The sequence below is a fragment of the Brevibacillus sp. FSL K6-6036 genome (assembly GCF_037964015.1).
GTDB classification, from domain to species: domain Bacteria; phylum Bacillota; class Bacilli; order Brevibacillales; family Brevibacillaceae; genus Brevibacillus; species Brevibacillus borstelensis.
In genome coordinates this window covers 428772-447208 of record NZ_CP150173.1, presented here as the reverse complement: position 1 = coordinate 447208, position 18437 = coordinate 428772, and the positions used below count along the sequence as shown (strand labels likewise).

Here is an 18437-nt window from a genome sequence, read left to right as displayed (position 1 = left end):
TCAAATACCCATATGGGGTATATTTTTATTAGTATTCCCCTTACGTCTTTTCTTATCGCAACTTCAGTATACAATACCCCCATAGGGTATATCAAGCGTTTTTTTCAAAAAAATTTCCCCGCTTGTCCATTTCAGCAAAACGGGGTCTGCGAAGCCATCCGAACGCAGTTGCGCCCTGCTTTTTTTGCTTCATAAAGAGCCTGGTCGGCTCGCTCTATGGCATTTTCCGGGGATATTGCCTCGGCAGGCAGGAGCGTTGAGACGCCTACGCTCACCGTCACCACACTGCTTGCCTTTGAGCCGCTGTGCGGAATGGCCAGAGATACGATTCGCTCCCTCACATCCTCCGCTATTCCAAGGGCCCGATCTGCGTCTGTACCCGGCAGCAGCACCGCAAATTCTTCTCCACCATAACGGGCGACCATCACTCCCTGAAGCTTCAGCGCAGATACGGCTGCTGCAGCTGCTCCTGCTGCTTCCCGCAAACACCTGTCTCCCGGTTGATGCCCGTAGGTATCGTTGTACATTTTAAAATAATCGAGATCAAACATAATGAGCGAGAACGGAACCCCACTCGATTGACATGCTTCCCACTCCGCGCGAATTCGCTCGTCGAAGCAGCGCCTGTTGGCTACGCCAGTCAATCCGTCCATATTGGTCAAATCGCGCAAAAGCTGGTTGGCTGACATCAGCTGCTCCTCTGCCCGCTTCCTAAGCGTAATGTCGCGAAAATGAATCAATTGGGCCGGCTCGCCTCGATAGGAAATCCATGTACTCGCTGTCTCGACATCCACCTCGCTGCCATCCTGGCGGCGAAACCTCGTCTCGATCAGATCCGTGACAGACTCCATATGCTTATGCGCATACGTATCGCGACAGGCTTCGGCTCGCCACTCCTCTTTCGTAAAGGTATACAGCGGTTTTCCCAGCAGCTGCTCCCTTTTTTCCAGTCCCAAAAGCTTTAAAGCAGCGTCGTTGGCCAACACAACTCTGCCTTCCGACACCACAAGCACTCCGTCTGGAGAGAGCTGCACCAAGCGCCGGTAGCGCTCCTCGCTCTCCTCAAGCTCGTAAAGCAGGTGATTGGTCCGGCGAATATACGTCATGACCAAATAACTGAGGATCCCCCCCATGAGGGATATTGGCCACTGATACATCGCCACTTGCATTAACAAAGATGTATCGGGAAGATTCATGTACAGAGAAGATGTGGCCACGACAATCCCGTAGAAGTTCAAAAGGATAATCCTGCTCCAGGGCTGCATTCGGAAATACGACAGGGCGCCACACCCGATTCCGATCAGGATGGCAAAAAATGCAGCAGTCAGCGAGGCGGCACTTACACCATACAATCCCACCCGTCCGACCGCGATGATGACGGCTGAAGCCAGGGCCGCAGGCATCCCTCCGAAAAAAGCTGACAACACAATCACTATATGTCGCAAATCCGCCACCACAGAAGGAGAGACTCTGATCGCATACAGCATCAGCAAGACACCTACCATGCCAAGCAAACCGCCATACACCAGACGGATGCGGATGGGGGACTGGGGTACGACCAGCTTTCCTTTGTAAATATGACCGATGATCAAGAAGCACGAAATCAAGGTAGCCAGATTGGTACCGAAATCTTTTAACACACTCTCACGCCTTCTGCTTTCTTAGTATGCCACATGCGACCCCGTCACGGGCGATCAGCATGGCAGACGTACTCCGCTACATCATAAAGCTGCAAGGTTCACTTGTAAATGTTTTCGGACCCTCTTCCTTGAAATCGCAAGCCCGTTTTTGTCTGTTCGTCACCTTTTTGAAATGGCAAAAAGCCCTGCTCCTCCCATTCGGAACAGGGCTTCCCGCATTTGCTTTTGAGCCTTGCATATTCATTAGCCTTGCGTATTTATTTACCCTTGCTTTTTATGATAAGCGGCGGCAATCTGCGCAGCCACGGCTGCATTGTGCTTCACCAGGGCAATATTGGTTTGCAGGCTTTTGCCTTCTGTCAGTTCTTTTACTTTCGAGAGCAAGAACGGCGTTACCTTTTTGCCGGCGATTCCGTTTTCTTTCGCTTCCTTCAGCGCTTGCAGAATGACTGCCTCGATCTTGCCGTGATCAAGCGCATCCTTCTCCGGTACCGGGTTGGCGATGACAAGACCGCCGTCCAGACCGAGCTTCCACTTCGTATCCATCACGGTTGCGACTTCTTCTGGAGCATCCAGACGGAAATCGACGCCAAAGCCGCTCTCTCTTGCGAAGAAGGAAGGGAACTCATCCGTGCGATAGCCGACGACAGGCACCCCTTGTGTCTCCAAGTATTCGAGGGTACGGCCGATATCGAGAATCGACTTGCATCCGGCGCATACGACTGCGAGGCCCGTTTGCGCCAGCTCGGTCAGGTCAGCAGACACGTCCCAGGTGATTTCGCCTTCGCGGTGAACACCGCCGATGCCGCCTGTGGCAAAAACGCGGATGCCTGCCAGCTGGGCTGCGATCATCGTACCGGCTACCGTCGTCGCCCCGATTTTGCCGCTGGCGAGAATGTACGGGAAATCGCGTCGGCTTACTTTTTCAACGGATTTGTTCGTCGCGAACTCTTCCAGTTCACTTTCCGACAGCCCGATCTTGATTTTTCCGTCCATAATCCCGATCGTTGCCGGTACCGCGCCGTTGTCACGGATGATCTGCTCGACTTCCTTCGCCATCTCGATATTTTGCGGATACGGCATCCCGTGGGAAATGATTGTTGTTTCCAGGGCTACAACTGGCAAGTTATTGTCCAATGCATGGCGCACTTCATCTGTAAAAGTCAGGTATTGTTTCATCCGTTATCGCTCCTCTTCGTATTGGTTTATCGTTTGTTCCAGTTCCTCCGGCTTCAGCAGCGGCGATACCGAATACTCGGTCTGCAGCGTCAAGGCCGAAGCAGCCATGCCGAGCCGGCACGCTCTGCCCAGCGGCTCACCGTTTACGACCCCGTACAAAAGACCGGAGGCAAAAGCGTCGCCCGCTCCCGTCACGTCCACTACCTCTGTCGGGTAGGGGGCCAGCTTCTCCGCCTGGTCCTCCGATTGATAATAAATGCCCTGTTCGCCGAGCGTCACCACGACACTTTTCACGCCTCGTGCCCTGATTTTCCGGCACGCTTCTTCGCAGTCCTGCATGGTTTTGATCTCCATGCCTGACAAAAGCTCGGCTTCCTCGCGATTCGGCAGGATTGCTTCGACTCCGTCCAAACGCTCGGGCAGTTTTTCCGCCTTGGCAGAAGAAACCGGATCGACGAACAGCGCGATGCCCTCATCCCGGCAGCGTCCGATCACGTATGCCAAACAGTCTGCAGGAAGGTTCGTATCGAGGTAAACGGCCCGGGCGGCTGCGATATGGGACCACCGTTCCGCAAACATTTGCGGCGTGAGCGTATCGTAAATATCCATATTCGCCAGGGAGACGACCATTTCGCCTTCCTTGTCCAAAAGCGCCGTGTACGTACCGGTTCGCTGAGTGGGCAACCGCCACACCTGGCTGATATCGACCCCGTGCTTTTTCGTTTCCTGCAAAATCCAGTCGCCTTCCTTGTCTTCCCCGACACAGCTGATCAGCGAGACATTGCAGCCAAGCCGACCGAGATTTTCCGCGATATTGCGGCCGACCCCTCCGCATGATTCAGAGATGGTTACCGGATTCGATGAGTGGAGCCGCACTTGCTGCTTGGCCCGCGCTTTCCGGTCCAGATTGGCTCCGCCGATGCAGACGATCAGCTCTTCGTCGCGAAGAATATAGGCCCGTCCTTTGATTTCGCCGCGCTTGGTCAGCTGCGCGATATAGCCAGCCACCGCCGACCGGGAAATGCCCATCTTGTCAGCCAGCTCCTGTTGGCTGACGAACGGATTTTCACGAATGTAGCGGAGGATTTGTTTTTCTTTGTCCACGGCCCTCCTCCTTTCTGCCTTAGTAGCATTTGCAACTCGAACTGCTTCTCTTTACAAACAAAAGTTTATCACATAGACAAAAGTTTTCAAAGAGAAAATAATGGTGCCGCAAGAAAAAACGCATTCTTTGACCATCCGCGAAAAGATGGTCACAAGAATGCGCTTCTATAACGGCTATGCTGTGTTATGTTGCTTTTTTGCTAATCCATGGTTGATCGCTTTTGATCGCCTGCATTTTCCGACCTCTATGCCCGCCCTTTTTTACGATCCTACGGCATTCTGCAGCGCCGGCTCCTTCGCTTTTTCCCGATGGCGGGACAGGGCAAAAATCGTCCCGATAATGCACAAACCGCCGATCCACTCAAACATCCCGAACGACACATGCAGCCAAACAACGGTCGTAATCACGGCAGACAATGGTTCCGCGCAGGCAAGCAGGCTGGTTTCTGTCGGGCGGATATAGTTCAGACTGTCTACGTACAGATAAAAGGGAATCAAGGTCCCAAACAAGACGATGAAGACAACAGCCAGAACCGATGGAACCGACCAGATCATGTCAGTTGCTTGCCAGGGCTGTTTTGCCAGGCAAAGACCGATGCCCCCGATCAGCATCGCCCAGCCAAGGACGACTGTAGACCCCCAGCGCCCCAGAAGCGGCTTCGGGTATACGGTGTAAAAAGCAAGCGCCAGCGCCGAGGCCAGCCCCCAAATAACGGCGGCAGCGGAAATCGTCAGCTTCCCCGGATTTCCTCCCGTGATGAGCAGATACGTCCCCCCGAGAGCCAGGATCAGAGCCGTCACCTGTGCTGCTGAAGGCAACTGCCGAAGTTTGATGACGAGATACACAACCAGAAAAACGGGCCCCAAATACTGCAGCAGCGTCGCAGTCGCCGCATTGCCCGCTTCGATCGAGGCAAAATACGTATACTGGACCGCGAGCATGCCTGCGATCGAAAACAGCAGGAGCCGGGCCAAATCACCGCCGGAGAACAAAATCCGCCAAACATTCTGACGATGCGGCCCACATAATGACAGCGCGAGCAGGATCAATCCGGAGGCGAGCAACCGTGACGCTACCAGCCAATCCGTCTGAAACTGATAATGCTGCATGAGCGATTGGGCCACGGTGCCTGAGACTCCCCATAAGATCGAAGCGACAATCACCATTGTAAAGCCGCGGACGCGTAATGAAGAAATCATGGTGTTTTTTCTCCTCTCCCATCCAATATATTATGCAATATATCGCATTCTGCTGTAAAATACAAGAAGATGCTTCTTTTACCAAAACGCCTTCTAAGGAGGACTTGTCATGCCTCTTCCCCCCAATTTGCGAAAGGTCGAACGAACCTCCGCGAAAAACAAGGTATTGCAGCAGCTGCAGACCTGGATCATAGACGGTACCCTGCAGCCGGGCGAAAAAATATTGGATACGGAGCTGGCCGACGCGATAGGAGTCAGCCGGACGCCTGTACGGGAGGCGCTGCAAATCCTGGAGCTGCAGGGCTTTGTAGAGATGCAGCCCGGTGTGGAGACGCGAGTGACCAAGCTGGCTCCCGAAGACGTCCCCAACATCTACCGGCCGCTCATCGCCTTGGAAGCGCTGGCTGCGGAGCTGGTCGTGCCCAAGATCACCGATGCGGTGCTGGACGAATTGACCGAGCTGAACAGGCAGTTTTCCGAAGCGATCGAGACAAGCCAGTCATATGCCGCCATGGAGCTGGACGAGGCGTTTCACAAGCTGATCCACGAAACGGCCGGAAATACGTACATATCATCCTTTACCTCCCTCTTGCACATGCATTTGCGCCGGTTAAAATTTGTCTTCTTCCAGCATTTTTTGCCTGCCCGCACTTCAGTAGAAGAGCATCGTCTACTGATTCAGGCCCTCCGCGACAAAAATGCGGCGGCCGCTGTCGAAGCGATGACGCAAAACTGGCTCAGACCCATGCATGAGGTAGCACGCCAACTGGAAAAAGCAAACAAAGGAGACGACTGATGAATAGACCCTGGCTAAAGCTTTCCCTGATTGAGTCGAATGAAGAAAGAAAGGCATACCGCTCTCTTTTGCTTTTGGCAGATGACTGGGCCGAGGCCGTTGACCAGTACATGTACGAAGGAGAGCTGTATATCGCCCAGGATCAGCAGGACCAAGTGCTGGGCGTTTGTCTGATGCACGCTTTGTCCCCCGAGGAAGCGGAGATCAAGAACCTCGCCGTCCGGCCGGAATTCCGCGGACAGGGAGTGGGGAAGGCCATAATTGAAGAGCTTTGCAGCCGCTTCGCCTCCAAAGGCTTTTCACGGATCATAGTAGGCACCGCCAATTCCAGCATCGACAATCTGGCTTTTTACCAAAAGGCGGGCTTCCGCATGACAGAAATTCGCAAGGATTTTTTCTGTTCCTATCCCGAGCCCGTGATTGAAAACGGGATCCGGGCATGGGACATGGTCATGTTTGAACGCCCTCTGTCTGCGTCTTGCTGAAAAACTCGTGGAAGCTGTCCCGGCTTGCCGATTCCCCCGGCGAAAGGATGATTTGCTGTCCATCGGCACATACTACCGAAAAAAATGGGTGGGATGATGGTGTCGAATCAAACAGACGGACGATACAACAACGCGCAGGCAAAAGGCGAAGACAAGCAGGAAGGCGAGTTCTTCTACTTTGATCTGTCAGACGAGCACCATGAGAAGCTCTTGGAAAAGGAATTGAAGGAAGGTCACGAAAATCCTCTTGGACCTCTGGAAGAGGTAACAAAAGTGGAATATTAAAATCAACCTGGAACCGGCTCCGGCTATGAAAACAAATGGCCGGAGCTTTTTCCTGCTTTCCCTTTCTACATTTGATGCGGGATACGTTGCTGCCGTTTTGTCCGCTTCTTTGACAAGCACCACTAAGAGGTGTATAATTATCTTAAATTTGAGATATGTACTGAACTAAATCCTAAAGGGGGTGCACGCAAATGCCCGAAGAACAGCAACATCGTGACGACTCGCTTTTGCTGATGGTGGTTTTGGCCCGTGCCTATAACTGGGTAACGGCACATACCACGCGGGAAATCCGCCAGCATGGGTTGAATCCCACCGAGTTTGGCGTACTTGAGGTGCTGTACCATAAAGGTCCCCAGCCTCTCCAGCAAATTGGCGAAAAGATCCTGATCTCGAGCGGTAACATTACGTACGTCGTGGACAAACTAGAAAAGAAGCAGCTTCTGGTCCGCAAGCCATGTGCCGAAGACCGGCGGGTTATTTACGCAGAACTGACGGAAAAAGGTCAACAGTTTCTGGCTTCCATCTTTCCCTCCCATAAAATAGCCATTGAGCAAGCCGTCAGTGGCCTCAATCCGGAGGAAAAGAGAAGCGCAATCGAGCTGTTAAAAAAGTTGGGGCATTCTGCTCAAGAGCGCTTTCATAAATAAAAAAACATGGAAGTGTAAAAACTCTTGACAAGATCCTCGATACGTAATAATCTTAAAATCAAGATTTAATATTTCAAGGTTATATACTTTCCTTTTGAAAGGGGAATAAGAAAAGCATGAGTAAAGTATTATTTATCAAAGCCAACAACCGTCCCGTGGAGCAAGCAGTCAGCGTAAAGCTGTACCAAGCTTTCGTGGACTCTTATAAGGAGACCCATCCACAAGACGAGATCGTAGAACTGGATTTGTTCGCAGAAAACCTGCCATACTACGATGTAGAAAAAATCAATGCCATGTTCAAACAAGGCAAAGGAATGGAAATGACTGCTGAAGATCAAAAAGCAGCTGAGCTGGTTAACAAATATCTGAACCAGTTTATCGAAGCCGACAAAGTGATGATCGCATTCCCGCTGTGGAACTTCACTGTACCTGCTGTCCTTCACACGTATTTCGACTACCTGTGCCAAGCAGGCAAAACGTTCCGCTACACTGCAGAAGGTCCAGTTGGGCTGTTGAACAACAAAAAAGTGGCTCTGCTGAACGCACGCGGCGGCGTATACTCCGAAGGTCCTGCTGCCAATGTTGAAATGGCTGTTAAATACGTGCAAACCATTCTGGGCTTCCTGGGCGTGAAAGACATGTCCACTGTCATCGTAGAAGGCCACAATGCGTCCCCTGACAAAGCGGAAGCACTTATTCAAGAAGGCATTGAAAAGGCTGTAAAACTGGCGGAATCCTTCTAAGGCCCGCCGGCCTTTTTTTGGACTAATATCTCAAATTTAAAATACTCTAATTTAAAATTATTTTACAAGGAGTGAATGTATGATGGTAGATGTAGGTTTGTTGATCATTCGTCTTGTTGTCGGTCTTACTTTTGCAGCTCACGGTACACAAAAATTGTTTGGTTGGTTTGGCGGTCACGGATTAAAGGGTACGGGCGGATGGTTTGAATCCATCGGCATGAAGCCCGGCGTCGCCATGGCTCTGATGGCTGGTTTGAGTGAACTGATTGGCGGACTGCTGTTTGCTGCCGGAGTCGGCACCTGGGTAGGCGCTGTGCTGATCATCGGCACGATGCTTGTAGCGATTGTAAAAGTCCACGGCCCTAACGGATACTGGGCAACACAAAACGGCTACGAATACAATCTGACCCTGATTGCTGTCGCTTTGGGCGTTGCTCTGATCGGTCCTGGTGCCTATACGCTGTTCTAATCAAAAACAATCAGCATGTTATGCCTTGCCCTTATGCAAAACAACAGCTAGCATAGAAGCTACTTTCTTTGTCATATATGTCCCATAACAAGGAGGCCATTATGCACATTTCCATCTATACACCGGACCAGCAAGGAAAAGGCCATTTCGGCAATGGCGAAATCGTGGAGAGCAAACCGATTGCTTTTCCCCACGAGGAAACGGCTGTCAAGCGCGTCGGCCCCCTCTTTTACTGGGCTTGGGCCAAATCGCTGACGACGTTTGAAATACCGCTGCATCCGCACTCCGGCTTTGAAATCGTTTCGTACGTGCTAAACGGAACGGTTGGTCACCGCGATACACTAGGCAATTTGCAGCAAGTATCCACCGGCGGAGCGCAAGTAATGCAGACCGGATCAGGAGCTTATCACGCCGAAGAAATGAGTACAGGCACGGAAATGTTTCAAATCTGGTTTGAGCCTCATCTCTCCCAGGCGGTCAAGGTGCCGCCCACTTACAACCAGTACAATCATGAAGAGTTTCCGCTCGATGTGATTGACGGCGTACAGGTGAAACGGGTGATCGGTACGGATGCGCCGATTTCTCTCGTGACCGACTCTTTGATGAGAGATATCATCATCCCGGCCAATCATTCCTATCGTTGGCAGCTTCCAAAGGGGTATTCCCTGGCAGCAGTTGTCGTTTCGGGCAAAGGGGAGCTGCATTCGGCAGAAGGAGCGAGTGGCCTTCACGGCGGCGATTTTGCCGTGGTGTCCTCGGATCAGGCCGGAGAGCTCCGGTTTAGCGCCCCTTCCGGTGAATCGCTCCGCCTCGTTGCGATTCAGGTGCCGTCAGAGGTGGACTACCCGCTATACCGAAAGTAAACAACTAGGCAACCTTCCAAACCGTACGATTGAACAGGCCGCTCCGCTGACTGGAGCGGCCTGTTTGTTTGCCTTTGCATATTCCGGCCCCTCCCAAGAGACAATAAAAGGGAATGTTTGACAAAGCATCACAGTGAAAGGACGTTATACGGTGGACGATCTTGTACTGGCGCGAGCCACATTTGGCACTACGATGGCCTTTCACATCATCTTTGCCACTTTGGGCGTAGGGCTGCCCCTGATGATTTTGCTGGCCGAAATTCTCTTCCAGCGCACCCGGGACCGCGACTACGAGCTGATGGCCAAACGCTGGACAAAAGGACAGGCCATTTTGCTCGGTGTGGCCATTCCCTCCGGCACCATCGCAGGTGTACAGTTGTCCCTTTTGTGGCCCGGCTTTATGGAAGTAGTCGGGAAAGTGATCTCCCTGCCGTTTCAAATCGAAATTTTCGCCTTTTTCCTGGAGGCGCTCTTCATGTCCATCTACGTCTATGCCGCCGATCGATTGACCCCGCTGATGCGGCTCGTTTCCGTTTTTATGATCCTGCTTGGGGCTGCTGCTTCAGCGGTTCTCATCACCAATGTCCATGCTTTTGAGGGTACGCCCGCCGGTTTTCGCATTGAAAACGGAGAGGTCGTGGATGTGGACCCCTGGGCGGCATTTTTTAATCCGAGCTTTTTCGTCACTGCGGGCCATGTCGTCGTCTCCGCCTTTATGACAGGCGCTTTTGCCATCGCATCCGTCGCTGCCTGGAAAATGATCAAGTCCGATCAGGAGAGCCGGGAATACGCCTTCCACCAAAAAGCGCTGCTCCTCGGCTTGATCGTCGGCGGGTCTTTCTCGCTCCTCACCGCCTTGAACGGCCACGAATCGGCCCAACTGCTGCACCGCTATCAGCCTGAGAAGCTGGCGGCAGCCGAAGGTCTTTTCCAGACCCAGGCCTATGCCCCGCTGGCCGTCGGAGGTTTTACCGATCCGGAAACCCAGGAAGTGAAATACGGAATCGAAATTCCCTGGATGCTCAGCTTTTTGGCGGGAAACCGCTTTGACGAGGTGGTGGTCGGGCTCAATGACTTCCCTCGGGAGTACTGGCCTCCCCTCTATATCCACACCTTGTTTAACGGCATGGTGGGAATCGGCTCCCTTCTGATCGTCGTCGGATTGCTCGGCTTTGCCTGGAAAAAACTGCTGCGCCGCTCCGTGTTTCCGCGCTGGGTGCTGGGCATCTTTGTCCTTAGCGGCCCGCTGGCTTTGCTCGGCATCGAATTCGGCTGGATCTTTGCCTGTACGGGCCGCCAGCCCTGGGTCATCTACCGGGTGATGCGCACGACCGACTCTGTCACCCAGTCAGCCGGGATCGGCCCGCTGTTTTTCACCTTTCTCGCCGTTTACCTGTTTCTCGGCATCGTGACCATTCTGGTCTTTCGCAGCTATTTTGGCCGCCACCCGCTGGAGCTTCATCCAACGGACCGGCCGTCGAGAGAAACAGCCCCCTAATTTGATCCAAGGAGGCTTCTGTTCATGACGGACACGATTTTGGCGATTACGCTGGTGTGGATCTTTGTGGTGATTTACGCAGTAGCCGCATCCTTTGACTTCGGCGCCGGCTTCTGGTCGATGGTTTATGTAAACCGCATAGATACAAAGGCGACAAGCATCGCCAACCGTTACCTGTCCCCGTCATGGGAGGTTGTCAACGTATTTATCGTGCTGATCGTCGTCGGGCTGGTCACGTTTTTTCCCGGAGCCACCTACACGCTCGGCACCGTGCTGCTCATCCCCGGAAGCCTCATCCTCCTGCTGATTTTGATCCGCAGCGCCTTTATGGTTTTCTCCCATCTCGTCCGCAAATACGATAAAACGCTCGCCTTCTTTTCCGGAATCAGCGGCCTTTTCATCCCGGCTCTGCTGATCCTGGTCCTGCCGCTGACGCAGGGCGGATTTATTCAGACGATCGATGGGGTGGAAAGACTGGACTGGGGAGCGCTGCTGACGAGTCCGCATGTATACGCCTATGTAGGACTGGCTGTGAGCAGCACCCTCTTTCTCTCCTCGCTGCTGCTCGCGGACTACTCCCGCGTAGCCAACGCACAGCAAGCCTTTCGCGTCTACCGTCGCGACGCCATTCTCATCGGTCCCCTCACCTTGCTTGCCGCCGTTTTGACAGTCGTCACGATGAAAACGGAGGCGAGCTGGCTCTATGAGAGGCTGCTTGCCTATCTCCCGTGGCTGATTGCTTCCGTCGCGTGGTTTTTGGTCGGTTATATCGCTCTGTTGATCCCGCCGGAGCAAAAACGGCTTGCCTATGCGCCGCGACTTGCCGTTGTCGGCGTCATTATTCAATATCTCTTGGCAAGCTACGCCTACGGAGCCGCCCGTCTGCCCTATATCGTGTACCCTACCGTTACGATCGAATCCGGTTTTACTCACCCCAACACGTTCCGGGCTTTGTTCGTGAGCTATCTGGTCGGCTTCGCCATCCTCATCCCCGGGTTTGTTTTCTTCTGGCGGATGTTTATGAAAGATGAACAGTATATTCAGCAAAAATAACCTGCGTGGGGTCTGCTCCGTCTTTTCTGGCATAAAAAAAGCCTCCCCCCGATTAACGGGAGGAAGCTGTCTCTTTTGCAAGCATGCTGCCTTCCTGGGCATATTGCGTATGCCAGGAAAAGGCTTTTTCGAGTACATGCGGTGTATGGCCGCCGCGGGTCAGCGCTTCCTCGAAATAATCGCGGAGCTGATCCCGGTACAGCGGATGCGCACAGTTTTCAATGATCAGGCGGGCTCTCTCGCGGGGAGCCAGTCCGCGCAGATCAGCCAGCCCTTGCTCGGTCACGATGATGTCTACGTCGTGCTCGGTGTGGTCCACATGGGATACAAACGGAACGATACTGGAGATGTGTCCGTTTTTGGCAATCGACTTGGTGACAAAGATGGCGAGGCGGGCATTCCGGGCAAAATCGCCCGATCCGCCGATGCCGTTCATCATGCGTGTGCCGGATACGTTGGTCGAATTGACGTTGCCGTAGATATCCACTTCCAGAGCCGTGTTGATGGAGATCAAGCCCATGCGGCGAATCAGTTCGGGATGGTTGGTGATCTCCTGCGGCCGAAGCAGCAGCTTGTCGCGATACTGGTCCAGGTTTTCCATGACGTGCTTCATCTTTTCAGCCGTCAGCGTGATGGAGCAGCCCGAGGCAAAAGCGATCTTGCCCGCATCCAGAAGGTCGAATACAGCGTCTTGCAGCACTTCCGAAAACACCGTCAAGTCGGAAAACTCGGAATCCAAAAATCCGTTGAACACCGCGTTTGCAACCGTTCCGATCCCCGATTGAAGCGGAGCGAGATTGCGCGGCAAGCGGCCCTTTTCCACCTCTTCGCGCAAAAAGCGGATCAGGTGGCCTGCCATGACCGCCGTCTCCTCATCCGGTTCGACGATGGTAGACGGAGAATCCATTTGATTGGTGATAACGATTCCTTTTACCTTCGCCGGATCTACCGGTATGCCGATTTGGCCGATGCGCTGGTCTACCTTGGTCAGCGGGATTGGCTCGCGCTCGCCCTGTTTTCCCGGCGTATACACGTCGTGCAAGCCTTCCAAAGCGGCAGATTGCACCATGTTCAATTCAATGATGACATGCTTGGCGTACTCGACAAATATATTGGAGTTCCCGACCGACGTGGCGGGAATGATGTATCCGTCTTCGGTTACTGCAACCGCTTCCACAATGGCGTAATCAATCGGATCCAGCACGCCGGAACGAATCCATTCGGCAGTGTGGGATAAATGCTGATCGATAAACATCATTTCGCCGCTGTTGATTTTTTTGCGCATGACCGGATCTGCTTGAAACGGCAGCCGCTTGCGAACAATGCCTGCCTCGGCCATAACGGCGTCTACATCGGAACCGAGCGATGCCCCTGTATATACATTGACGGAAAACGGTTTTCCTTCCCGCTTTGCCCGTTCGGCCAGCGCGACCGGAACTACCTTGGCATCTCCCGCCCGGGTAAAGCCGCTCAAACCCAATGTCATGCCGTCTTCGATCCAGCTTGCTGCTTCTTCTGCTTGAACAATTTTATCGTGAAGGCGTTTATCGCGTAAGCGCTCCCATACCATGTATGACCACCTGCCACTTTCGATCTTGTTTTCTTTACAGTATCACACGGTCGCTGAGCGGGCACTCGATTTGGGTCGAAGCAGAAGAATTCGCGGTGAAACAGAAAATTTGGCAGTTAGTTGTTCGGCTGGTGAATGATAGATTCCGGAACTGGTTGTCATTACTCTCTGCTGTTTCATTTATTGCCTGTGGGTCGGACTTTAGTGGAGGAGATGAAAAAGCAGAAAACGCTCCAGTACGGTGGGACACTTGCTGCGGGTAACACTGTCCGGCTGCACTCCAAAAGCGGAACCGCGTCCAAAAGCAGCGGTTTCGGGGGAAGCTGTTCAGAGTTGGACGCTGAGAGCGTGTTCCGCTCTTTCCGTTCCGCCTGGGCGGTGTCCCAAAGACTTTCGCGTTTTCTGCTTTTTCATCTCTACAGCTTGTATTGTCTTTCATGCTTTCTTCAATCAGAGAAAAACAAACGTTTAAGAGATGAGTTTCAGTCCGATGGCAGCAGCTAGCACCATGGCCATGAACAGGATACGACGCCATTCTTTTGATTCACCGAAGAAAAGCATGCCAACTAAAGCGCCTCCCACAGTACCAATCCCCGTCCATATCGCGTAAGCCGTACCCATAGGAAGACTTCTCATTGAAAAAGTCAAACAAATGAAGCTAAAAATAATCCCCCCGGCAACAGCAGATAAGCCTTTGAAGTGATTATAAATAGACAGTTTTTTAATCCCCACTTCTGCAGCGATATCAGCGAGAGAGGCACCCTCAACCTGAATGTAAAAAAGCAAGCCGATGACCGGCTTGCCGTTTAAAATCCCAATATTTGTCGAAATGAACTCGCATACGACTGGCTGACAGGCACGCGGGTGCGCTGCTTGTCTTTCATCTCTAATAGAAAGGTTGAATGGAAGTGAGGGTGGATATAACCGATCGCCTCCAGATTGACCAGAAAAGAGCGGTGGCAGCGAATAAAGCTGGCGGGTGACAGCATTTGCTCCAGCTCTGACAGGCTGTAGCGGTTTGCATACGAATCCGTCGCTGTATGCAGCAATGTCTTCCCTTCCTGGGAGCGGATGTACATGATATCGGATATCGGAATGGGCAGCCAGCCATCCTCTCCTTTGCCGATCAGCACTTTCGGCTGCGGCATGAACTGCTTGGGGTAGATCGCTGTAATGCATCCTTCTACGCGGCCGCTGCGCAGCAACGGAAGGGAAACCCCGTAGTACGGGATGCCAAAAACACCGCTTTCCACATACTCCGATACTTTTTGCCTGGCCGTCAACGCTCTGTACGTCGCTGACCCTTCTCGCACCTGATCTCCCGGTTTGATTTTCAGATCAATGCTTGCGCTCGGCTGATAGTAGATATAGCGTCCGCCTTCCGAAATCGCAACAGAAACGCCGTCCGGTATTACCTCTCCGATCATTTGCAGTACTTCGGGCACCAATGTTTTCTCCATAGATCATCCCTCTGTATCCTGTTTCTCATCTCTATTAAACCACAATTTTACCCGCTGTGAGCACGAGACACGGAAATGACACAGCTGCATTCTGTTGGAAAATCAGACACAAAAAACTGGCATCGCACGAGGCAATGCCAGCAAACGATTCGATGTTTTCCCAAGCAAAGAAGCGAGCAGTTTTTCGCGTGCTAAACCATCAGGAAGATTTCCGCTTCGGCTCAGACGCATCGTGGTATTTGTATTCCTTTTCCCAGAAATCCGCATCCTTGATTCCCAGCTTTACCGGATCGAACACAGGGTCTTTTCCTTGTTTTTTCTGATCCTCGTAATCCTTCAGCACCTTCAGCGCCGGCTTCGTCAAAAGAAGTATGGCGATGACGTTCAGCCAGGCCATGCTTCCTACCCCGATATCGCCAAGCGTCCAGGCGAGACTGGCCGATTTCACGCTTCCGTAGAAAACGACGCCGAGAATCACGATCTTCAATGCGTAATCCGACCAGATTCGTTTCACCGTGCGGTTCAAGTAGGCCAGATTGGTCTCGGCCATGTAGTAGTAAGCCATAATCGTCGTAAATGCGAAGAACAACAGGGCGATCGCGACGAACGGAGCCCCAAATCCGGGCAGCACCGATTCGACAGCCTGTTGGGTGTAAACAGGTCCCGGCTCCACATCGCCCAGGTTGTTTACAATCGCGGGAGCACCTTCAGGCGTTACGTTGTACATCCCGGTAAAAAGAATCATGAAAGCGGTTGCAGTACAGACGAAAAGGGTATCGACATAAACGGAAAAAGCCTGAACAAGCCCTTGCTTCGCCGGGTGCGACACTTCCGCCGCAGCCGCTGCGTGAGGAGCCGTTCCCTGTCCGGCTTCGTTGGAGTAGATTCCGCGTTTTACCCCCCAGGCGATAGCAGAACCGATGATGCCGCCGAAGGCCGCGTCCGCTCCGAAAGCGCTTGAAAAAATCAAAGACAGAACAGCTGGCAATTGAGAAATATTCAGAATGACAATGATTAAGGCAACCAAAATATACCCGAGAGCCATGAAAGGCACTACGATCTGGGCAACGTTTGCAATCCGTTTCACACCGCCAAAAATGATGAAGGCAAGCACAGCAACGAGGAAAATGCCTGTAATTGCCGGATGAATCCCGAAAGCGTTTTCCATCCCTGCGGCAATGCTGTTCGCCTGAACGCCAGGCAAAAGCATGCCTGTAGCAAAAACCGTCACGATGGCAAACAACACTGCGTACCACTTCAGCTTGAGACCCTTTTCAATGTAGTAAGCAGGACCGCCTCGGAATTGTCCGTCTTGCTTTGTCTTGTACACTTGGCCGAGCGTCGCTTCGACAAAGCCTGATCCGGCCCCGAGGAAGGCGATCAGCCACATCCAGAAGACAGCCCCTGGACCCCCGTAAGCGATAGCGGTTGCAACACCGGCGATATTACCGGTACCGACACGTCCGGACAAGGCCATGGACAAAGCCTGGAAGGAAGAAACCCCTGCCTCTGAGCTTTTTCCATCGAACATTAATTTGACCATGTCCTTGATGTGCCTGACCTGCATGAAGCGGGTTGCAAGCGAGTAAAACAAGCCGGCTCCCAGGCAAAGATAAATCAATCCCTGGCTCCAAATAATGCCGTTTAACCAGTTAACGAACGCCTCCAAAAAATGACCCCCTCTTCCTAATCATTATATGATCTTGTTTAATTATAAAATATTGACTATATTCAAACAACTGAAAATGTTTTCACTCAACAAAAAAGAGGGAATCTTTTGTTCCGAAGAAACAAAGAACCATCTCTATTCCTGTTCCGTCTTTTTTCAGCTGCAGCCAGATTTTCGCTTGCCCGAGTTCCCCGATTTTGGCCCACAAGCACCAGCTTGGTTCTGTCACCCAAAAAAAGTCCTGACAGTAGCAACTCAAGGTTACTACTGCCAAGACTTTTCCAATTTCATTTGCGTTCCGATACATTTTTTCTAGTGCCCAGACGGCAAAGCGAGCCCGATCCGCTCAATCAGCTTTTGGCTTTCTTCATTCAGCCCTTCGAGCACAATCTCTTTGCCGGCCTGCCGATAAGCAGCCACTACCTTGGAAATGGCCGTTACCGCCGATTGATCCCACACATGCGAATGCCGGAAATCGACTACCACCCGCTCAGGGTCGGACTGGACATCGAACTGTTCGACAAAATGACTCATCGTTCCAAAAAACAGCTGTCCGGATACCGTGTATACCTTCACACCATTTTTATCGTACAGCACATTTGTCTTCAAGCGAGCCATCTTCCAGCCAAATACGAGAGCGCTAATGACCACTCCGGCGATAACGCCTTTGGACAGATCGTGCGTAGCGACCACAATCGCTACGGTGACAATCATCACGACTGCGTCGCTGAAAGGCACACGGCGCAAATTGACGAGAGACTTCCAGTCAAACGTGCTGATGGAGACCATCATCATGACGCCAACGAGCGCTCCCATAGGGATCTGCTTGACGACGTCGCCCAGCACCATGATCAAAAACAGCAGGAACAGTCCAGCCACCAGTGTAGACAGTCTTCCGCGGCCTCCCGATTTCACATTGATCACCGATTGGCCGATCATCGCGCATCCGGCCATTCCGCCAAAAAATCCGGTCACGATATTGGCGATGCCCTGGCCCTTTACTTCCCGGTTCTTGTCGCTTTTCGTCTCCGTCATCTCATCGATGATGGTCGCTGTCAAAAGCGATTCCAAAATCCCGACGAGAGCAAGTGCAAAGGAATACGGGAAGATGATCGTCAAGGTCTCCCAGCTAAACGGGACATCTGCAACATGAAATACCGGCAGGGTCCGCGTTATTTCCCCCATGTCACCTACTGTCCGCACATCCAGACCTGCCCAGATGGCCAGAACCGTCATCACGATGATCGCGATCAATGGAGCCGGCACCGCTTTTGTGACGAGAGGCAGCAAATAAATAATGGCCAATGTTCCCGCGACCATTGCGTACATGATCCAAGATTCGCCGACAAAATGCGGAAGCTGCGCCATAAATATCAGGATCGCCAGCGCATTGACGAAGCCGATCATGACAGAGTGCGGCACGAAGGTAATAAACCGGCCGATCCTGAACACGCCCATGATGAACTGGAGAACCCCTGTCAGCACAGTCGCGGCAAACAGGTACTCGATGCCATGGTCCTTGACCAGCGTCACCATCAGCAGCGCCATTGCGCCTGTCGCAGCGGAGATCATCCCTGGACGCCCACCCGTAAATGCGATCACACAGGCGATGCAAAACGACGCATACAAACCCACCATCGGATCGACTCCGGCGATGATCGAAAAGGCGATCGCTTCAGGAATCAAAGCGAGAGCTACCGTCACTCCCGCGAGCACATCACCCCGCAGGTTGCATAGCCAAGTCTTTTTCAGTTGTGAAGTAATCAATGCATGACC

General features: G+C 52.5%; 18 protein-coding genes. 9 read left to right on the top strand and 9 right to left on the bottom strand.

Annotated elements, in window-relative coordinates; genetic code table 11:
- Positions 1 to 131: 131 nt before the first annotated feature.
- The 4 genes from NST37_RS02475 to NST37_RS02460 all read right to left on the bottom strand — a co-directional run bounded on the left by NST37_RS02475 (position 132) and on the right by NST37_RS02460 (position 5123).
- Positions 132 to 1640, bottom strand: coding sequence for a diguanylate cyclase (locus NST37_RS02475; protein ID WP_339186185.1), 1509 nt, complete (start codon positions 1638 to 1640; stop codon positions 132 to 134).
- A 261-nt stretch (positions 1641 to 1901) separates the two neighbouring features.
- A complete protein-coding gene (locus NST37_RS02470) occupies positions 1902 to 2819 on the bottom strand; it encodes a pseudouridine-5'-phosphate glycosidase (protein WP_003389919.1) in 918 nt (305 codons plus the stop codon).
- Positions 2820 to 2822: 3 nt separating this feature from the next.
- Positions 2823 to 3923, bottom strand: coding sequence for a carbohydrate kinase (locus NST37_RS02465; protein ID WP_003389921.1), 1101 nt, complete (start codon positions 3921 to 3923; stop codon positions 2823 to 2825).
- A gap of 261 nt (positions 3924 to 4184) precedes the next feature.
- Entirely contained in the window at positions 4185 to 5123 is a 939-nt protein-coding gene (locus tag NST37_RS02460; protein ID WP_003389922.1) for an EamA family transporter, read from the bottom strand.
- A 109-nt stretch (positions 5124 to 5232) separates the two neighbouring features.
- Here NST37_RS02460 and NST37_RS02455 point away from each other — a divergent pair, with 109 nt between their 5' ends.
- The 9 genes from NST37_RS02455 (at position 5233) to NST37_RS02415 (ending at position 11962) form a co-directional block, all read left to right on the top strand.
- Positions 5233 to 5919, top strand: coding sequence for a GntR family transcriptional regulator (locus NST37_RS02455; RefSeq protein WP_003389923.1), 687 nt, complete (start codon positions 5233 to 5235; stop codon positions 5917 to 5919).
- Complete coding sequence (locus NST37_RS02450; protein ID WP_024983308.1) at positions 5919 to 6404, top strand: GNAT family N-acetyltransferase; 486 nt, start codon at positions 5919 to 5921, stop codon at positions 6402 to 6404. The genes NST37_RS02455 and NST37_RS02450 overlap by 1 nt, the downstream gene beginning before the upstream one ends.
- A 99-nt stretch (positions 6405 to 6503) precedes the next feature.
- Positions 6504 to 6689 carry a hypothetical protein gene (locus NST37_RS02445; RefSeq protein ID WP_024983307.1) on the top strand — a complete coding sequence of 62 codons (186 nt, stop codon included), beginning with the start codon at positions 6504 to 6506 and terminating at the stop codon, positions 6687 to 6689.
- A 191-nt stretch (positions 6690 to 6880) separates the two neighbouring features.
- Positions 6881 to 7336 carry a MarR family transcriptional regulator gene (locus NST37_RS02440; protein ID WP_003389926.1) on the top strand — a complete coding sequence of 152 codons (456 nt, stop codon included), beginning with the start codon at positions 6881 to 6883 and terminating at the stop codon, positions 7334 to 7336.
- Between the two features lie 116 nt (positions 7337 to 7452).
- A complete protein-coding gene (locus NST37_RS02435; protein ID WP_122958081.1) occupies positions 7453 to 8079 on the top strand; it encodes an FMN-dependent NADH-azoreductase in 627 nt (208 codons plus the stop codon).
- An 82-nt stretch (positions 8080 to 8161) separates the two neighbouring features.
- Entirely contained in the window at positions 8162 to 8548 is a 387-nt protein-coding gene (locus tag NST37_RS02430; protein ID WP_003389929.1) for a DoxX family protein, read from the top strand.
- Positions 8549 to 8649: 101 nt separating this feature from the next.
- A complete protein-coding gene (locus NST37_RS02425; RefSeq protein ID WP_031932611.1) occupies positions 8650 to 9411 on the top strand; it encodes a pirin family protein in 762 nt (253 codons plus the stop codon).
- 151 nt (positions 9412 to 9562) lie between these two features.
- Complete coding sequence (locus tag NST37_RS02420) at positions 9563 to 10909, top strand: cytochrome ubiquinol oxidase subunit I (RefSeq protein WP_339186182.1); 1347 nt, start codon at positions 9563 to 9565, stop codon at positions 10907 to 10909.
- A 24-nt stretch (positions 10910 to 10933) separates the two neighbouring features.
- Complete coding sequence (locus NST37_RS02415) at positions 10934 to 11962, top strand: cytochrome d ubiquinol oxidase subunit II (RefSeq protein WP_003389932.1); 1029 nt, start codon at positions 10934 to 10936, stop codon at positions 11960 to 11962.
- A gap of 52 nt (positions 11963 to 12014) precedes the next feature.
- Here NST37_RS02415 and NST37_RS02410 read toward each other — a convergent pair whose 3' ends face one another.
- The 5 genes from NST37_RS02410 to NST37_RS02390 all read right to left on the bottom strand — a co-directional run bounded on the left by NST37_RS02410 (position 12015) and on the right by NST37_RS02390 (position 18425).
- Positions 12015 to 13532 (bottom strand): acetyl-CoA hydrolase/transferase family protein, encoded by a 1518-nt coding sequence (locus NST37_RS02410; protein WP_003389933.1) that lies wholly within the window; start codon positions 13530 to 13532, stop codon positions 12015 to 12017.
- A gap of 468 nt (positions 13533 to 14000) precedes the next feature.
- A complete protein-coding gene (locus tag NST37_RS02405; protein WP_255320311.1) occupies positions 14001 to 14318 on the bottom strand; it encodes a multidrug efflux SMR transporter in 318 nt (105 codons plus the stop codon).
- 20 nt (positions 14319 to 14338) lie between these two features.
- Complete coding sequence (locus NST37_RS02400) at positions 14339 to 14992, bottom strand: LytTR family DNA-binding domain-containing protein (RefSeq protein ID WP_024983303.1); 654 nt, start codon at positions 14990 to 14992, stop codon at positions 14339 to 14341.
- Positions 14993 to 15191: 199 nt separating this feature from the next.
- Positions 15192 to 16661, bottom strand: a complete 1470-nt coding sequence (locus NST37_RS02395; RefSeq protein ID WP_003389938.1) for an alanine/glycine:cation symporter family protein — start codon at positions 16659 to 16661, stop codon at positions 15192 to 15194.
- A 312-nt stretch (positions 16662 to 16973) separates the two neighbouring features.
- Complete coding sequence (locus NST37_RS02390) at positions 16974 to 18425, bottom strand: SulP family inorganic anion transporter (protein ID WP_152562227.1); 1452 nt, start codon at positions 18423 to 18425, stop codon at positions 16974 to 16976.
- Positions 18426 to 18437 lie beyond the last annotated feature (12 nt).